This window comes from Enterococcus sp. AZ101, assembly GCF_050499005.1.
In the GTDB taxonomy this organism is placed as follows: Bacteria; Bacillota; Bacilli; order Lactobacillales; family Enterococcaceae; genus Enterococcus_L; species Enterococcus_L ureilyticus.
In genome coordinates, this window is sequence record NZ_JBMHEZ010000003.1 from 139,285 (window position 1) to 156,209 (window position 16,925).

Below are 16,925 nucleotides of genomic sequence, written 5' to 3' on the forward strand. Positions count from 1 at the left end.
AACTGATATTATTTATACATAAAGAGAACAGCAAACTCTCTTTTATAGTTGCTAATCAATATGGGATATCACTTATTGGTTCACTCACTGATTATTTGCTGATAGTCAGTTCATACCGAAAGGAGTCATTGTAATGACAAAAGAAAAATACAACGCAGTAAAAATTAAAGAATTAGTAGCAAATCCAGAGATTCAAACAGCCATCAAAAAAGCAGTAGAAGTTCCAACAAAAGTAATTATTAAGTCTGTTCGCAATCCATTTAAAAATGATGAAACGAATGAGACGACACAAAAAGTGCAGGCAGTAGCTGGTACGTCACTCATTGATATGGTGGCAGTTGATTTCACTTTGGTTAATCAATCCATTGACGGTACAGAAGCGATTAATAAAGAATTTCAAATCGTTGAGTATGGCTTTGCATTAGAAGCAAATATGCGTGGTGGTAATTTTGGTGGCTACTCACCTACTGGTTTAAAACTGCTCGTAACCAAACTGCTTCCAGCCACAAACGAGGGTAAGTAATATGAAGCATACAGTAACCGTTCGTGTTGCTAGCAATGTGATGACGTCATTGAAGATTTTTTCAATGATGTTCTCACTAGCTTTAGCAATTCTACCTATGCTTATTTATAGCAACGGCAAAGAAATCTTCCATTTAGAAGTGGATTTGTTTATGACTATTTCAATCATTGGTTTAGCCTTCTTCCTAACAACTGTTAGTATCATTTACCTTTCTTCAAGGTTCAGTCCGATTCAATCGTTGCAAATTCGGAAGAAGCTAATCTTGTTCACAGAACAGCTCACAAAGCAAACCGAAGATGGCAAGTTAAAACATTCTGTCACATGGCATTACGAGGTAAAAGACAAAAAAACAACCATTCAATTATATTCAAACGGACTTGTGAATGACAAACGAAAATTAGGTGGTCAGCTGTCAGAGTTTATTGCTGAAAACTTATTGAGTTACAAAGAAGCTTCACAATACGTCACATTTATCTTTGGAAAGTTCCCTGCTCGTTTGAATGGAAAAGAGGTACTAGAAAATGACCAATTATAAACCTATCCCAATCTATGATTCACTTGACTGGGATTTAACAACAGAAGCCTGTCACACACTGCTACTTGCTCCAAGTGGAGCAGGAAAAACCATTTTCCTAAGCTATTTATCAGCAATGCTTTTGAAGCGTGGGCATGAATTATATATTATTGATGCAAAAAATAGTTCTTTCGGTGCAACGTTCCGTAGTACAGGAATTTATACTGCTTCAAGTGCCGAAGAAATCCTTTGTTTACTGACGTCACTTGTCGAACAAATGGAGCATGACTATGAAACCATCTATTCCACCGACCAAGTAGGATTAGATACGAATTTTTCAGATTTGAACCTGCCTGCTCACGTTCTCATTTTTGATGAAGTTCTTTCAGCACTTGAAAGTGGCGATAAGAAGCAAAAAGCTGAAATGGAACGTTTGCTTAAATTGCTGGCTCTAAAAGGACGTTTAGCAGGCTATGTCATTGTATTGACTTCTCAACGTCTGTTAGCTACCGACCTGCCCAAAGCAGTTACGGAACAATGCCAGACACGATATGTGATGGGTGCGAATGTATCCGAAGAATTATTTCATATTGGAACAGGTGCCTATAAAAAAGATTTAGCAAGCTCTTATTTGGGTGATGTCGGAAAAGGTTACGCTGTTACACCTAAATTAGGTCTCAGCTATTTTGAAGCACCTTATATGAAATACAAATCGAATGATTTTCGACAGTTGATTTATCTCTTTCAAAGGAGTGGTATGAGCGATGACAAAAGTGATTAAAAGTTTCCAAGTAACCGAATTTGATGATGGTAGTATTCGTGTAATCAACTCAGACAAGCGTCAAATGGCTCGATGGTTTGCCTTAGATTACTTTGTTGATAAGCCACAATTAGCTCAACAAGGACTTTATGTGGCTCTATTATCGCAAGACTATTATTTTAGTGCAGGCTTTCGGAAACGGACGAAGTAGCCATGCTCGATACTGTTTCCCAGTATGTGAACCTGCGAACAGCACACCTTAAAGCGCTCTGATCATGCGTGCAGTGTTTTTTGTTCGAGTGGTCGGACTTGGCAGACCACTCGAACACGCTCTGCTGGCACGCATACCAGAGCGCTGTCTAGGGGTGCCCCTCGCAGGTAGCATCGCTGGGAGCATGGCTTCGAGTAAGTTTCCGTCGCCTTACTTGACAAAAGGCGACGTTACGACGAGATAACTTTTAACTAATAGATATTAATGTAGAATGAGGTATTTGATGAACTTTGATAAGAACAATTATAACGAAAAAGTAGTAGATAATTATAACAGAAAAGTAACTGATTATGGAAATGGTAAAATTGAAATCATTGCTTACAATGAATCACAAATCAGGTTACTAGGGAGCCTTAATCACAAAGGTGGAGCCAATAAAAAATCCATCATAAGTGATGAGGCACAACAAGAAAGAACACTAAAACAGAGCTATACCATTAAAAGAAGAATACGAGGATATGCGTTGGCAAATGATTTTAAATGGTTTGTAACATTAACTATTGACCCTAAAAAAAATGATAGCTATGATTATAATCATTCAAAAAAATTGCTATTAAAATGGTGTCGATTTATGCGTGATACTTACAAAAAATTCGATTATTTAATCATACCCGAATTTCATAAAAGTGGAGCTATTCATTTTCACGGATTATTAGGAAATATTTCTGCAAATTTTGTAGAAGCAACACATCCAAGCAACGGACAGTTACTTTTACGAAATGAGCGTCAGATATATAACCTTGATGACTGGAAATATGGTTTTACTGACTGTGAAAAAATTATCGATTCAGAAAAAACAGCTAGTTACTTAACAAAATATATTACAAAAGAACTCATGACAAATAAGGAAATGTTTAGAAAGAAACGTTACTTCAATAGCAAAGGCTTAAAGAAGCCCAAAATCGAATATTTCACATCAGAAACTGATGATTTAAAAAACTTCACACCTAATTTTGGAATAGTTGGAACAGATGATGAAGGTAACAATGTTCTTGACAAAGCAATTTATAAACTTAAACGGAATTCTAATGGTCAACTAATACAAACAACTAATGACTATTTATTGAAAACAAAAAAATGAAAGAGGTAATATTTATGATGAGACAAAAAGTATATGGTGATACAGGTTCACGAAGTGATTTTTTAGAAAAAATCAAAAATGAGAATTGTTTCAACAGTTTAGAAGAGTACGAAGTGATGGATATTATACGGGGTTTGATTAGTAGTTATTCCATTCATAGTATAGAAGAGTTGCTAATTTTTGGTACACAACAATTATATGAAGATGAAAAGGTACCGTTTGCGACATGTGAGAATTATGGGTTATCTTTAAAAGCATTTATTCGTTGTATAGGTAAATATTACTTATACGTACAAACACTATTCTATGAGGATGTTTACCATGAAGTTATAGTATATGATGAAACACCAAATGAAGCTCATTTCGTAAATGAGTTTACTCTCGAAGATATTACAGACTTAGTAGATGAATTTGGTAAAAAAGATTTAAGAGAATTCGTTCACCATGGGATTTCCAAAGTAGATTCTTCTGAAAATTCTATAACAAATTGCGAGAATTATGGAGTTTCTATAAGTGATTTCTTATTTGTTGTTGGTACATGTTATGACACCTTTACAACAATATTTCTTTACTATTGGTATGACAAAGATCCATTGATAAAAGAATATTAAACGAAATACCGGCTACACTTCAATAAATAAAAATAGATGTTAAAAACTTTAGGTAAAAGCAAAAAAGAGAATGTTATCAAGCCTCCAACAGCTTTTGATAGCATTCTCCATTCCAATATAGATATGAAACCTACACCTTAGTATCTCATGCTTTTTCTTAAAAGAAAAGAACGGAGCAGAAAAATTATGCAAACAATATGCAAACAAGATTTAATGAATTTAGGCTACAAAGAGCATACAGCTAGAAATTTAATTTGCCAAGCTAAAACAATTATGGTACAACAAGGTTATCCATTTTACAATAATAAACGACTTGGACGTGTCCCTGTTAAAACTGTTGAATCAATCATCGGCGTCAATCTTTATACAAAAGAAAGTGACGTGGTTGAGTATGAGTAACAAGACACAACAAACAACAAAATATGCAGGTGTATTCAAAGATTTAAAAAGTGGTCATTACTTCTATCAGACTGAACTTGGAATTGACCGAGTAACTGGTAAACGAGTTAGGAAAAAAGCTCGGAAAGATAGCAACGGAAAGCCATTTTTAACAGCCTCAGAAGCCAACAAAGAACTCACTAGAATTAAAAGAGAGTATCACAAAGTTAATAGTTATGCTAACTATAAGATGACGTACAAAGAATTCATGGATAATGTCTACATTCCATTTTACAAGACAGATGTTGAAGAAAGCACATTTAAGGTTCGAAAAAAAACTCTTGAATTAATTCGAGACCGCTTTGAAACAAAAGAACTTCGGCAAATCACAGCAGAAGATGTTCAATATTATAGGACATATTTATTATCATCAACAGATGAAAATGGAGCTGGCTATTCACAATCCTATGCTAGTTTAGTCTTTGGTATGTTTCGTAAAAGTTTAGATAAAGCTGTTGAAATGCAATATTTAGAATATAATATTTCTAAACGTATCAAAGCTATTCCAAAAGGGAAAAACAGTGTTCCTTATTGGAAAAAAACAGAATTTGAGCAAGTAATTGCACAAATCTATATTGATGATTTTTATGAACATCTCAATTTTGTTATGTTATGGGTTTATTATATGACTGGAGTTAGAGTAAATGAGGGTATGGCTTTGTGGTGGGAAGATGTAGATTTCGATAAGAAACGCATGAGTATTCATCATATGTTAGATATTGAATCAAAAACAAATTACACCCGAAAATCATACACAAAAACTGCAAGTGGGAAGCGAACAATTGCACTCGATAATGATACTATCTCTATCTTAAAAAAGTGGAAAGAAAGACAAAAGTCTATCGGACTAGGTCAAGAAAATGACTTCATATTTAGTTATGATGGCGCACCTATGATAAAATCCACCCTTGCCCGTATTATTGAAAGATATTCCAAGTTAGCAGGTGTCAAAAAGATACAAGGTAAAGGGCTACGTCATAGCCATACTTCATATCTTATTAATGAATTTAGTGCTTCCGTCCTTATTATTTCAAAGCGATTAGGACACAGCTCTCCTGATATCACATTGAAGCACTATGCTCATATGTGGAGTAACGCAGATGAAGCAATTGCAGAAGTCATGGCAGGAAATATTAAAATTCAGACAGCAGATAAATCTAATATTTCATTTATTGGAAATCAGTCAATAACAAAAGTATTAAAAGATGGAGCCCCACCATCTACCCCACCAAAATTAGTTTCTTCCATATAAACATTGATATATCAATGTTTATATACCCCCTATGTGGATAGAGTGGGAATAAAGAGCCAACATAATAAGGATGGGGAATGCCGATAAATCAACGTTTTTCAACTTTTAAAATGCTTGATTTTCATTGAAAATGATATGGTTCCCTACCATTTTCCCTACCAAAAACCCCTGTCAGGATAACGCTTGACAGGGGTTTATTTTTGAGCAACTTCTGTAAATCTTTTATTGTTTATCTTTTAAATTTAACTCGTCATATTTTTGAGCTTTTTCTTTTAAAGTTGCAACATACTTTTCAAATTCCTCAACACTTTGGAATCCGTATTTCTTTTTTATATAAGTAATAATTGGCATTCCTTTGTGAAATTCTTTCATTAATTTTGATTCTTCTTTACTTTCCATTTTCCATTTCTCCTTTTTCCATTTTATTTTTTGGATAAAGCCTGTTTAGAAGTTCTTCTGTAGTTTTCATAAATTCTTTTTTTGAAACTAAAGCAATTCCTGCAGTATCTGGATTTTCATCACCAAGAACAACTAATTCATTGCCTATTTCAAGATTTAGCATTTTGATTGCTTCTTCGGGAATTGTGATTTTTCTATCTTTTTCAATAATAGTAGTTCCAAAAAAATGCTTTCCTTTAGGAGCCATGCTTATATTACTATTTGAACCATCAAAGTGAAGAAGCTCATCAATTGTAACATCAAATAATTCTGCCAAAGCAATGCAATTAAGTACATCCGGAATACTTTCATTGTGCTCCCATTTGGCAACCGCTTGCCTTGAAATGTTAAGTTCATTTGAAAGTTTTTCAACTGACATGTTATTAATTCTTCGCAAGTACAAAATGTTATTTGCAATATTAAGCTTTTGTTTATTCATATAGCTCACTCCTAACGTTAGTATACCTCCATTACTTAGTAATTAAAACCAAGTAAAGATAACATTTTTTGTTATCTTTAGTTACATTCCAGATAGAGGTTGTTTTTGAAGATATTTCATTCCATATTGAATATTGGAGTAATCAAGAATAACATCAACAAATTTGTTGATTAGGTGCAAATTGTATTTTTTATCGCATCCTCAAATTATTTTATTTATCTAGCTCTAATATTTTCAAAACACAGAATATACCCTGCAAAATCCCCCAAACGTTTTCTATCATCTGACGAACCAAGCTTTTCTCTCCAACCAGTATCTAATTCTAATTGTTCAGCTAACTTATGAAACGCCTTTAAATTGATCATAAAAGTATTATGATAGCTAGTTCTTAATTTATCCTTTTCCTGTTTATCTTCCCTAGAAAAATAATTCCAGTTAGTTCTCATATTAGAATAGACTAAAGCTGAATCTATGACTTCTTTCCATAGCTCATGCAAATATTCATCTTTGCATTCCAGTACATTAAAAATAGAGTTGTAAATACCTAATGCTTCTTCGAAAGACATTGAATCATTTTTTTGTAAGTAAGTATTATAATCAAACATTTACCTATCTCCTTTTCTCATTCAAGTAAATATAAAACAGCTTATTTCTTTTACAATTTATTCGTAATACTTTCAGTTTGTCCATTATATTGTAATATGAATAGGCACTTTCCAAATAAATTGAAAGTGCCTAGAAAATTGGGCATATTAAGATATATTAAGTTATAAACTTTGCAATTCTTTATAACAAGTTGATTCAGGTGTTTAGAACACCAGTATACCTTTACCAAACTAATCATTTCATTTGTAAACTATTTTCCCTGTTTAACTTGATACAATATGGAGTCAATAGCCTCAATAATCGATTTAATTTTACACCAAGCTTCCACCAATTCAATACTATCAGGTATATGATTTTGAGAATGAACCATAAAATTTAAAATTCGCATTAGAGAGCTATTATTATTTTCCGATAATGATACATCAATTAATTCCGCCTGTTCTGCATATATAGGATAATTTTCTTTTATATGGTTGCTAATAAAATCTGCATAAAGTCGGTTTACTGTTTGCGTTCTTTTGATACGTTCTTTTGCTATAGACTTCATCTTTCTAGAATCTTTATGGTCTATATTCGCAAAATAATCAACATATTCATGTCCATAAACTTCCATAAGAGACCTCAATAAGTATTGTGTTGCTAAGCGGAAATCTTTATATTTAATCTTATTCACTTCAATTATTAAAGTATTAATGCGTAAGTTGTTTCGATAGATATTCGTAAATGGGACTGTATCAATAAGGAGATTTCCACTTCCTATTTTAGAGGGTAATTCTGGTGTTGAAGTAGTTGCAAAAACCTCTTCATCTGTACTTTTAGTTTCAAGATTCAAGTTAGAATCTTCTTCTACACCTGTATTTAGTGGAAGTACTGCATTATAATTTTCTTTTTGCGGACTGTTAGTTTTTGGTAAATCACTTGCTTGTGTTTCTTGTATATCATTGTCAATATCTCGTTCTTTATCTTCAATTGATTTCTTCTTCAAGTTTTCTATAATAGGTAGTAATATCTGCTCAATTACTTTTCTTTTATTAAACTTACGAGAAATTGAAAAATTCTCTGTTTCTGCCATGTAGTTCACTTCATCAATTACACCGCGAATTAAGTTCATTTTTTCTATAGTAATAGATTCCATGTTGCCTTTTTCTATGCCAAGCGCTTCTTTAACTTCCAAATTATTAAATAATCTTTGGATATTGGTGTATGCCATTTTCTTTTGAATATCCTCATTAAAAAACTCTTCATATTTGTCACTAATAACGTTTGCAATAGAGATATTAACTTTTGGACTAGTCCTAATTAAAAAAGTTTCCTGTTCTCTAGGATTCCACGCTTTTGGTCCCTTGCCTTTATCTTCCCCAGAATGTAACCGTCGCATTATAAAAAAAGCATCTTCCTCATCTGTTACCAAACACTCAATTTGAGACAAATCAATTTTTGAAGGCGAATCTTTTTTCATTTTATTAATACGATCAATTTGATTTTTAGATAAAAAACTAAATTGATCTGGATATAAAATTAACTTAATGCACGCTACACGTCTATTGCCCTCGTAAACTGTATATTTATCAGTATCGTTCTGCTTCACAACTGTAACAAGGCTTGCATTAACCAATCCATTAATATAAATGTCTTGAGCCAAATTAATCATATTTTGATGACCAGCAACATTAAATAACTTCTTTAAAGTATCTAATTCATTTAGTCCAATATCATGTCTTGGATTTTCAAAATAATTCTCAATTTTTTCAACTTCAATTCTTTCTACTCCCATTTTATACCTCCAGAAAATGTAAATATTCACTATCTTCTATTCGTTTAATCTTTTTTGAGAAGAATAAAAATTCAGCACCTCTCTTTTTTTCTTGCAGTGTATAAGATAGAGTAAAACTAATACTATCAACCGTACTATACATTTGGCCAATCTCAGGTGCTAAATCGTAAGTGACAATCCATTTTTTATTTTTTAAATCATTGACTATCTTTTGAGATAAAGTCTGATGATCTCCGGTACTATAAAAATTAGTATACAATCCCTGTCCTTTTTGATAATACGGAGGATCAAAAAAAGTGAATCCTTTTTTTTCATTTTTAATTACATCATCAATAAAATCTAACGCTTCTAAATTATAAATCTCAATTTTATCTTTCATTTTTGCGATTTTTCGTATTTTTTCATTCAATTTAATCTTATTAAATCGACAATCAATAAGATAATTCCCTGTTTGTTGATACCCGCCAATTGGACCAGCTTTATCAATTATCCCTGACCTGTTAGTTCGATTGAGAAACAACGTTGAAAAACCAACTTCAATAATTGAATGATCATAGATGTCCTTTCTAATATCTTTTTGTCTATACCATTCATCTATAGTAATATCTGTTGAATTAATTTTCTCAATTAAATCTTCCGTATGATCAAGTACACTTTTCCAAAAACAATATATACTATAGTCGTAGTCATTAATAATGATTTTTTTAACATCTTTACTCAATAGAAGCTCTAGAGCAAGTCCCGATCCACCACAAAAAGGCTCGATATAAGTATCGACATTATTAACAGATACCAACTCTTTTATATATTTATACATTTTATGCTTACCACCGGGATACCTTAGTGGAGATGGGTTCATTTCTAGTTCCTCCAAACAAAATATTTCTTCGTAGCATTTTCCTAGGAAAAAGTAACTGGTAATTTAATTATAACATAATCTTCAACTACTATTAAACAAATACTGATAATCCATCTAATTGAGAGTTTATACACCAATGCTACTAGGTATAAAAAAAGATAGCTCTGCAAAAGCTATCTTCAATACTAATTGAACTCTATATAATAAACATTCACAAACTCTCCACTAGTCCCAAAATCATAATCTCTCCCAATAGCTTCATAATCAATATAATTCGCCAAATGCTCAGGAATATCATAATATCCCAAATCTACCAAAGCATATCCCAACTTCTCATGATCGCTCACTCCTGTATCATCTAATTCAATAATAGTTACCTCAGCATCTCTATTTTCTGCAATCACTCGAACTACTTCATCTGGATAACCCATATACTCTTCCAAACTATCATACCTTTCTGCTAAAGATTGAGGAAAATCATACTCTCCTACAGAAAATGGCACATCATAATCAGTAATAAAATACTCTTCATACGAATAACCAAATTCATCCACAAACTCATTTCCCACACAAATCGTTTGATACGCTTGTGCCAAGTCTTCCTCATCAAATGGAAAGTGTAAATACACACCTAACAAAAATCCTTCATTATAAGCTTTCAAATTAGTGAGATATATCCAATGATCGCTATCTCCGCCCACTCTTTTTCCGTCTTGCTCCATCATCATTTCTTCCGTTACTTTTACTAATTCCATCTTGTTCTTCCTCTCTTTGTCTTTTTGACCATCCATTTTGTTTCGAGCTGAGGCGCAGGTTGTTAGGATGCAATCCTGACGATTTTCTCTTCTCTTTTAGTTTTCAAAGTTTATGTATCAACTTTCAATGAATGGTTCATTTTGCTCTTTCGCTTTCGGTGCAATTGACACAGCAATTTTTTTGATTGACGGAAAGGACGAAGTATTCGAAGGCTTGCCTTGATTCCTTGTAGGCAATCAAACAAAATTGCTAAATTGCATCGTCCGAACTCGAACGGGCAGAATGGAATATGATAGAAAGACATACGGTTAGAAAAGTAAAACACGTAAAAAAAGAAGCTTGCGTATGCAAACTTCTACCAACTCATCGTCTTTATTTGTTTTTGTTTTTCTCAATATCTAAAATGCTATCATTGACGTCTAAAATCTTGTCTTATTGTGAAGATAAAGATAATTTATTCATGTTTATTTGCAATTTCATTTCCCCTTCTTATTAGGAAAATGCACTTTCATATGACTAACCCCACAAATATAATTCATATCAACATTGTAAAACTTAGCAAGTTTAATCATAGATTCTAAAGGGATCCTCGTCTTACCATATTCATAATCAGCATAAGTTCTCTGACCCACGTTTAACAACGCGGCAATTTCTCTCTGTGTATAATCGTTATCCTCACGTAATGCCCTTATTCGCTTAATATAATCCATAGCCATCCCTCTTTTTGATTATTCTATCCTAGAGTTATAAACTCAATCACTATTTAGAGTTATAAACTCTAAAATTAATTATCCATCATTTTTCCTTAAACTAACTACGTTTTAGGAAATGAGTTCTTCACATGACTAATCCCACAAATATAATTCATGTCAACGTCATAAAATTTTGCTAATACAATTATGGAATCTAGAGGTATTCTCGTTTTTCCATATTCATAATCAGCATAAGTTCTTTGGCCAACACTCAACAGCGCTGCAACTTCTCTCTGTGTATAATCATTATCTTCACGTAATTCTCTTATCCGCTTTATATACTGCATGACTTGTCTCCTTTTTTAATTATTTTACGATAGAGTTATAAACTCTATTGACTTTTAGAGCAATAAACTCTAAAATAGACTTAAGAACAATGAATGAAAAAATAGAAATCATCAGGAGGTTCAACATGGCTCACCCAGTAAAAATGATCACCTATCAAGATCTACACAAACTAAATCATTCAATCCAACAATTAAAGAACTGGCACGAAACATTCAGTTCACTAAAAAACAACACCCAAAATCATTCTATTCCCGATAACCTCTTTTATGAACATGAGCGAATACTAAAAACATTAGCTCAAGAAACACATAAACTTAAAACCAAAGAGAAACTGAAAAATATTTTAATTTAAAATCCTAGCAGCAAAATAGGATTTTAAAGTTCATCAGTATTAGCCGAACTGATACTAATGAACGATAGATTTAAACAAGTAGTTGGCTATCTAACTACTTGTTTCTTGTGTTTTAGCACAATTCATTTTCAACAAAAAAGCCTAGAGAAAATTCCTCTAGACCTCATTATTGCATTCACGTCTTGAACATCCACTACAATTAAATTTTTTTCTCGTGCATATTCATTTATTCTTGTAATTAGTTCATCTTTGTATGAATATTCCACAAACGGAATTTCACGCTGATCATTTATTTCATATTCTGGAAAAATAAAGAAATTCATTGGATAATACTTTAGGAAAGTGAAGAAACTACTATTTTAATAAATATCAATTCGGTCTTTGGGTTGTTCTTTGTTAAAGTCCTTTAGTTTTCTGTAGCAATTTCTTTGTATCTAGTAGCATCCATTTCTAATTAAAAAAAGTCTAGAAGAATTTCCACTAGACTTTTTTGACGTGTATATGCTCTAGAAAATTGAATTTATTCAATAGTAAAGTTACTTTATATAGTATTTATTATCTATTTTTAAATATATCTTATTATCTATTTTTATTAAGCAATTCCATTCATAGACTCCTTCTTCACTATCCATGTAAATTATTATTGATTCATGTTCACTAGAAATTGGATTAATTGAAAATTTTGAAGCATTGATAATTTCTTTTAAATGAGTCATATCATAATTATCATCAGAAAAAAATAATATATTATCCAATGCATCTTTCCTCATTTCAGATATATTAGAATAATTTTTGCGCTTGGGATTAGATAACAACCACATATTTATTATATCCTCTTTAGATACTTTTGACAGATTTTCTAATAGTTTTTCATCAAAATAAATATTGTCAACAAATGTTTAAAACTCTTGGGGATCAAATAATATAGGTTGATAGTTATATTCACTTTGAACGACATCAGAGTCTTGAGGTACTGCTACTACAAGATCATTACACCTTTTCAAAACTGAGTAAAAATATTGTTTAGTACCATAATTCACTTTCAAGAGAATTTCATTATTTACCTTTTTTACAATTCCCAATAATGAGCCACTGTGAATGAGAATATCATTTTTATAAATTTCACACCAATCTTTATATTCACCTGATATAGTATGCCTGTACTGTTCTATTTTATTTCTCCTTCTATAGAGTAATTTTTTTATTTATTCTAGATTTAATAATTTATTAGCAATATCCAGTTCGTTATTTCTAAAAAATATGTCATCGCCAAATGATTCTATAAAAATCGTCTTTAATGTATTAGCTAAGTTTTCTACCGATAATCGTTCTTTTCTCTTTAAAACATTCATAATTTTTCTTATTTCTTGACTATATTCATCTTCGGGAGCCATTGGAAATAAATCAATCGGATCCCATTCATTAATTATTTTTTCAACTTTATCATACATAATTTTACGTATTTTCCAAACAATTTCCTTTATAGATTTACTTACCTTCATGTTTATTTTTTTATTATCCCAATATATAAATATTGTTTTGAACTGCTACAAGGGATTTTTTTAGATTTCCAACCCTTTTTTTGCATCTAAAAGCAAGTTACATATTCTATCATCTAAAGGTACATAGTTTTTTAGGTATGTTTCTAAGTAGCTGTAAAATTCTTTGAACGTAACATAAGCTTGGCTGTTTTGAGTTACGCTTGAATAGTCAGCCTCTACATCAATCAAAATATGTTTATCATCTAAAGGTATTTCTAATTGTGATAACTCATACTCATCTAAATCTCCTCTAAAGCAAATTGCCTTACCTTCGACAATATACCCTTCCTGCTGAGAGAATTTTTTAAGAGCTTTTTCAATTCCTAACTTTCTGTGAGCTATTTCAAAAAATATATCATCTAAAATCATTTTTTTATCAGCTTGGTCTTCTAAAATCACATAGTTCATTTTCCGTCTCCTTAGTCTAAAATTGGGAAAAAGTTTTTTACATTTCCTGCTTCATCTAAATAACCAATAAAGCCCAGTCCGTTAGAAGCAGTACCTTCAACTCTTCCACCTATAATTTTTCCGTTTTGCATCGCTTCTACACCTAAGTTATAGATTTCTGCTTCTGAAAAAACAGATGGGTCATAAACTGTTTTTGGTGTGTCAATATTCTTGTAAGAAATTGGTTTTGCAATTCCGCCTGTTATATCCTTTTTTGGTATCCGATATTCAATTTCGTAGATGCCCGCAATGGATGGATGTGGTTTTTTAGATATAATCAAATCGTCTAAAGATACCCCTTGACTTCTTAAAGCACTATTAAACTCATCTAAATTATGTCCACCAACAATACCTTTTTTAGTGTTGATATTTTCCACATTTTTTAAATGATTCTTTACATTTTCACCAAATTTAAAATCATTCACTCCACTAGCTTTCCCAACATCTTTCCCTCTATCAACAGTCTTCACAACATCCGCCGACTTCTCAAACTCTTTCAACGCTTCCCACTCTTTAACAGTCAACTTAACTGCATCCAGCGTATAATCGCCATTTCTAAGCAACTTAGCCGACTTCAAAATATCTTTCACTCGATCGATTGGCAATATAGCTAACAACAAGAAAACACCTGAAGATGACCGCTGCATCGTCGTAGAATCTTTCCCAAATAGAATCTCAATATCATCAATATTCGTAAGGATTTTAAAAATCTCTGGTCCATACTCTTTAAATAATTCAACATTATGAACACGAAACAGTTCATGTAATTCTTTGGTTCTTTGAACATCCAATTTCCCATTACGATAAATCTGGTATTCGACGCCATTCGATAATTCTTTGATGACCACATCAATTCGGTCTTTGGGTTGTTCTTTGTTAAAGTCCTTTAGTGCTTTATACCATTTTTGATTTTTAAAATCAATGGTTTTATAACCATCTTTCCCGCCTGAAAAATTCCCGGCACTACCTAGAAAAGCTAACCCTTCGGCAATCGAAGTAATAACTGTCTGCACGTCTGAGAAATCACTGCCATGTGATGCTTCAAAGGCGCTATATTTTTCGAGAATCTCAATTTTCTTTGCGGTTCCTAGCATACTTTGTTTATTAAAAAATTGGTTCACAAATGGCACATCTTCAAAGGCTTTTGCCAAAGCTTCCATGATCACATCATTTTCTGCTTGTAAACGACGTAACTCAGCTTTTAGCCCTTCCATTTTTGCGGTATCTAAATCATTTTCTGCTGGTCCAACTTCTGAGGTAAAGGCGCTAAAATAAGAGGTGATCGCATCGTCAAGGGTATTTAAGGCATTGCCCACTGTCGTTGATACTTCTGAGTAGGCATCAAAATAACTTTTGGTCGAATCCCACCCTGTACCCGATAATTTCCCTGCACTTTGAAACGCTTGTTGCGCCTCTTTAAAGGAATTTAGTTGATCTAATACTGTTAAACGTAGCGTTTGGACTTCACTGGCAACGTTTTGCCATTCCGTATATCTAAATTTAGGCATCTTCTTCCTCCTTTTGTGCTTGTTTCTTTTTTTGCAGCCATAGGAGGTCGTCTTCTGCTTGGATTTTTTTACGTTCTGTTTCACTTACTAATTCTGTTAACTCTTCTTTGCCAGCATCAAAGGTTCTGAACGCTTCTGTTCGTTCATCTTCTAGCATTTCTAAATCTATCCTGGCTGAACGTTCTGCTTCTGTTCCTTTGCTGTAATAGAGAAATTCTTCTAATATCGCTGCTTGTTGTTGGTAAACACGCTGTAGATCATTGAGTAGAAAATCACTTTCGGTATCTTTTTTTTTTAACTCTATTTTTCGACCTTCATATTCTTCGATTTTCATTTGTAGTTGTTTTTCTTCCATAAAGCACCTACTTTACTGCATTTTTTTCAGCCTGTTTGATGGCTTGATGTATTTTTTGTAAGTTTCCAATGTCTTTAGACGCATTGCTTTTAAACGTTGAAACAATGGTACTAAGCGAAGAAACACTGCTTTTCATTGCACTAGCGGCGCTACTTTCAGAAAAACTCATGCTACTTGCTTGTTTTGGTTTGAATGATAGGGATGAGAGGCTGCTTGTAAATTTACTTGTTAAGGAATTTACGGTTGCTGCATCAGTACTGATTTTATCTGCCATCTGAATGTCTCCTTTGATTGATTAGTTGATTTTACCCTCGACATAATATTTATCTTTTTAGCTAACTTGCCCAACCATATCATTAGTTTTAAATATATTATGTAAGATAAGAATACCATATTGGTAACTATAGACTTTATCAACTTATTCAGTGTACTTGTAACTTTTTGATAAACCATTGAATCGTTTAAATTTTATTGAAAAACTCTTTCTTTTCGTGCAAAATAAGTAATTGATATAGCTTATTTATTGACAAGTCTTTTAGAAACTAGCGCTCTGAGAAGGAGGAACAAAAATGAAATCAAAAATGCCTGAAATTCTTTCTTTCATTTCAGAAGAAGCTGTTAGTAGAAAAATGACCAGTGAGGAAATTGCCGTTCACTTTGGTTATGATAAACATCACTTCAGTCGGAAATTTAAAGAAATAAATGGATTCAGTGTTGCTGAATTTCTCTCTAGTTTAAAAGTTGAACAGGCGATCTTTGAACTCGATGAAGAAAAGCGTATACTCGATCTACAAGAACGTTCAGGTTTTGAAAGCAGCGGTAGTTTCACGAATACGTTTGAAAAATATACAGGAAGTTCTCCTAGAGCGTATAAAAAAAAAATGAGTGAGCTTTTTGATGATATGAAACGTTTTGAAACGAACGATAAGGATCAGTCAATCGCGCATTTTGAAGAAAAGAGTCAGTCTTTTTGCACCGTAACGATTGAAGTACCTGATGGATTTGAGATGGGGATCTTATTTATTGGACTTTTCCGTACACTTATACCGAATCATCTGCCTATATCTGGATTAGCGACTAAAAATTTAATCGAAAATAAATTGAAAAATATTCCAAGTGGAGACTTTTATTTATTAGCTTGTGGGATAAGCCGTTCCACTAATGTTCTATCTTACTTTAACTTAGGAAATAGTTTGAGGGGGAAAGAAGATGAAAAGTTATCTTTTCCAAACTGTTCTGGCAATCATTACACGATCAAGCTGAGAGAACCGATACCAGAAGACCCGCCAATATTAGTGAATGTGGGGAAACTTTTGATCTCCCGTTTAAAAAACACAATCTAGAATAATATTATTTGATC

General features: G+C 32.5%; 24 protein-coding genes. 10 read left to right on the plus strand and 14 right to left on the minus strand.

Features of this window, described 5'->3' with window-relative positions:
* Nucleotides 1–133: 133 nt before the first annotated feature.
* The 8 genes from IGJ50_RS14570 to IGJ50_RS14605 all read left to right on the plus strand — a co-directional run bounded on the left by IGJ50_RS14570 (nucleotide 134) and on the right by IGJ50_RS14605 (nucleotide 5,450).
* The gene (locus IGJ50_RS14570) at nucleotides 134–523 is read left to right on the plus strand and encodes a hypothetical protein (RefSeq protein WP_010716731.1); all 390 of its coding nucleotides are present in this window, start codon (nucleotides 134–136) and stop codon (nucleotides 521–523) included.
* Nucleotide 524: 1 nt separating this feature from the next.
* Nucleotides 525–1,058 carry a hypothetical protein gene (locus IGJ50_RS14575; RefSeq protein ID WP_010716730.1) on the plus strand — a complete coding sequence of 178 codons (534 nt, stop codon included), beginning with the start codon at nucleotides 525–527 and terminating at the stop codon, nucleotides 1,056–1,058.
* Entirely contained in the window at nucleotides 1,045–1,818 is a 774-nt protein-coding gene (locus IGJ50_RS14580) for a cell division protein FtsK (RefSeq protein ID WP_429951075.1), read from the plus strand. The genes IGJ50_RS14575 and IGJ50_RS14580 overlap by 14 nt, the downstream gene beginning before the upstream one ends.
* Nucleotides 1,802–2,008, plus strand: coding sequence for a hypothetical protein (locus IGJ50_RS14585; protein ID WP_429951077.1), 207 nt, complete (start codon nucleotides 1,802–1,804; stop codon nucleotides 2,006–2,008). Before IGJ50_RS14580 ends, IGJ50_RS14585 begins: the two co-directional genes overlap by 17 nt.
* Before the next feature lie 283 nt (nucleotides 2,009–2,291).
* Entirely contained in the window at nucleotides 2,292–3,149 is an 858-nt protein-coding gene (locus tag IGJ50_RS14590; RefSeq protein ID WP_429951078.1) for a rolling circle replication-associated protein, read from the plus strand.
* 14 nt (nucleotides 3,150–3,163) lie between these two features.
* The gene (locus tag IGJ50_RS14595; protein ID WP_010716726.1) at nucleotides 3,164–3,760 is read left to right on the plus strand and encodes a hypothetical protein; all 597 of its coding nucleotides are present in this window, start codon (nucleotides 3,164–3,166) and stop codon (nucleotides 3,758–3,760) included.
* Nucleotides 3,761–3,946: 186 nt separating this feature from the next.
* Entirely contained in the window at nucleotides 3,947–4,159 is a 213-nt protein-coding gene (locus IGJ50_RS14600) for a DUF3173 domain-containing protein (protein WP_010716725.1), read from the plus strand.
* The gene (locus IGJ50_RS14605) at nucleotides 4,152–5,450 is read left to right on the plus strand and encodes a tyrosine-type recombinase/integrase (RefSeq protein ID WP_010716724.1); all 1,299 of its coding nucleotides are present in this window, start codon (nucleotides 4,152–4,154) and stop codon (nucleotides 5,448–5,450) included. Before IGJ50_RS14600 ends, IGJ50_RS14605 begins: the two co-directional genes overlap by 8 nt.
* A gap of 222 nt (nucleotides 5,451–5,672) precedes the next feature.
* Here IGJ50_RS14605 and IGJ50_RS14610 read toward each other — a convergent pair whose 3' ends face one another.
* The 8 genes from IGJ50_RS14610 to IGJ50_RS14645 all read right to left on the minus strand — a co-directional run bounded on the left by IGJ50_RS14610 (nucleotide 5,673) and on the right by IGJ50_RS14645 (nucleotide 11,361).
* On the minus strand, nucleotides 5,673–5,849 hold the full coding sequence (locus tag IGJ50_RS14610) for a hypothetical protein (RefSeq protein WP_429951082.1): 177 nt from the start codon (nucleotides 5,847–5,849) through the stop codon (nucleotides 5,673–5,675).
* On the minus strand, nucleotides 5,839–6,327 hold the full coding sequence (locus tag IGJ50_RS14615) for a helix-turn-helix domain-containing protein (protein ID WP_429951084.1): 489 nt from the start codon (nucleotides 6,325–6,327) through the stop codon (nucleotides 5,839–5,841). Before IGJ50_RS14615 ends, IGJ50_RS14610 begins: the two co-directional genes overlap by 11 nt.
* Nucleotides 6,328–6,542: 215 nt before the next feature.
* Nucleotides 6,543–6,932 (minus strand): hypothetical protein, encoded by a 390-nt coding sequence (locus IGJ50_RS14620; protein ID WP_429951085.1) that lies wholly within the window; start codon nucleotides 6,930–6,932, stop codon nucleotides 6,543–6,545.
* Between the two features lie 251 nt (nucleotides 6,933–7,183).
* Nucleotides 7,184–8,707: a hypothetical protein gene (locus IGJ50_RS14625; RefSeq protein ID WP_429951087.1), complete on the minus strand. Its 1,524-nt coding sequence runs from the start codon at nucleotides 8,705–8,707 to the stop codon at nucleotides 7,184–7,186.
* A 1-nt stretch (nucleotide 8,708) separates the two neighbouring features.
* Nucleotides 8,709–9,566, minus strand: coding sequence for a DNA adenine methylase (locus IGJ50_RS14630; protein WP_429951089.1), 858 nt, complete (start codon nucleotides 9,564–9,566; stop codon nucleotides 8,709–8,711).
* 185 nt (nucleotides 9,567–9,751) lie between these two features.
* On the minus strand, nucleotides 9,752–10,321 hold the full coding sequence (locus tag IGJ50_RS14635; protein ID WP_429951090.1) for an antirestriction protein ArdA: 570 nt from the start codon (nucleotides 10,319–10,321) through the stop codon (nucleotides 9,752–9,754).
* 477 nt (nucleotides 10,322–10,798) lie between these two features.
* The gene (locus tag IGJ50_RS14640) at nucleotides 10,799–11,032 is read right to left on the minus strand and encodes a helix-turn-helix domain-containing protein (RefSeq protein WP_429951092.1); all 234 of its coding nucleotides are present in this window, start codon (nucleotides 11,030–11,032) and stop codon (nucleotides 10,799–10,801) included.
* A gap of 104 nt (nucleotides 11,033–11,136) precedes the next feature.
* A complete protein-coding gene (locus tag IGJ50_RS14645) occupies nucleotides 11,137–11,361 on the minus strand; it encodes a helix-turn-helix domain-containing protein (RefSeq protein ID WP_429951094.1) in 225 nt (74 codons plus the stop codon).
* Between the two features lie 125 nt (nucleotides 11,362–11,486).
* Between IGJ50_RS14645 and IGJ50_RS14650 the strand changes: the two genes are divergently transcribed.
* The gene (locus IGJ50_RS14650) at nucleotides 11,487–11,714 is read left to right on the plus strand and encodes a hypothetical protein (RefSeq protein ID WP_429951096.1); all 228 of its coding nucleotides are present in this window, start codon (nucleotides 11,487–11,489) and stop codon (nucleotides 11,712–11,714) included.
* A gap of 536 nt (nucleotides 11,715–12,250) precedes the next feature.
* Here the strand turns inward: IGJ50_RS14650 and IGJ50_RS14655 are convergent.
* The 6 genes from IGJ50_RS14655 to IGJ50_RS14680 form a co-directional block, all read right to left on the minus strand.
* Nucleotides 12,251–12,469 carry a hypothetical protein gene (locus IGJ50_RS14655; protein WP_429951098.1) on the minus strand — a complete coding sequence of 73 codons (219 nt, stop codon included), beginning with the start codon at nucleotides 12,467–12,469 and terminating at the stop codon, nucleotides 12,251–12,253.
* A 450-nt stretch (nucleotides 12,470–12,919) separates the two neighbouring features.
* On the minus strand, nucleotides 12,920–13,165 hold the full coding sequence (locus tag IGJ50_RS14660; protein WP_429951099.1) for a DUF1871 family protein: 246 nt from the start codon (nucleotides 13,163–13,165) through the stop codon (nucleotides 12,920–12,922).
* A gap of 111 nt (nucleotides 13,166–13,276) precedes the next feature.
* Nucleotides 13,277–13,663 (minus strand): hypothetical protein, encoded by a 387-nt coding sequence (locus IGJ50_RS14665; protein WP_429951100.1) that lies wholly within the window; start codon nucleotides 13,661–13,663, stop codon nucleotides 13,277–13,279.
* 11 nt (nucleotides 13,664–13,674) lie between these two features.
* The gene (locus IGJ50_RS14670) at nucleotides 13,675–15,210 is read right to left on the minus strand and encodes an EndoU domain-containing protein (protein ID WP_429951101.1); all 1,536 of its coding nucleotides are present in this window, start codon (nucleotides 15,208–15,210) and stop codon (nucleotides 13,675–13,677) included.
* Nucleotides 15,203–15,565 carry a hypothetical protein gene (locus tag IGJ50_RS14675; protein WP_069641119.1) on the minus strand — a complete coding sequence of 121 codons (363 nt, stop codon included), beginning with the start codon at nucleotides 15,563–15,565 and terminating at the stop codon, nucleotides 15,203–15,205. Before IGJ50_RS14675 ends, IGJ50_RS14670 begins: the two co-directional genes overlap by 8 nt.
* Nucleotides 15,566–15,572: 7 nt before the next feature.
* A complete protein-coding gene (locus IGJ50_RS14680) occupies nucleotides 15,573–15,839 on the minus strand; it encodes a DUF3130 family protein (protein ID WP_069641118.1) in 267 nt (88 codons plus the stop codon).
* Between the two features lie 295 nt (nucleotides 15,840–16,134).
* On the opposite strand from IGJ50_RS14680, the gene IGJ50_RS14685 reads away from it, so the two are divergent.
* The gene (locus IGJ50_RS14685; RefSeq protein ID WP_429951103.1) at nucleotides 16,135–16,908 is read left to right on the plus strand and encodes a helix-turn-helix domain-containing protein; all 774 of its coding nucleotides are present in this window, start codon (nucleotides 16,135–16,137) and stop codon (nucleotides 16,906–16,908) included.
* Nucleotides 16,909–16,925 lie beyond the last annotated feature (17 nt).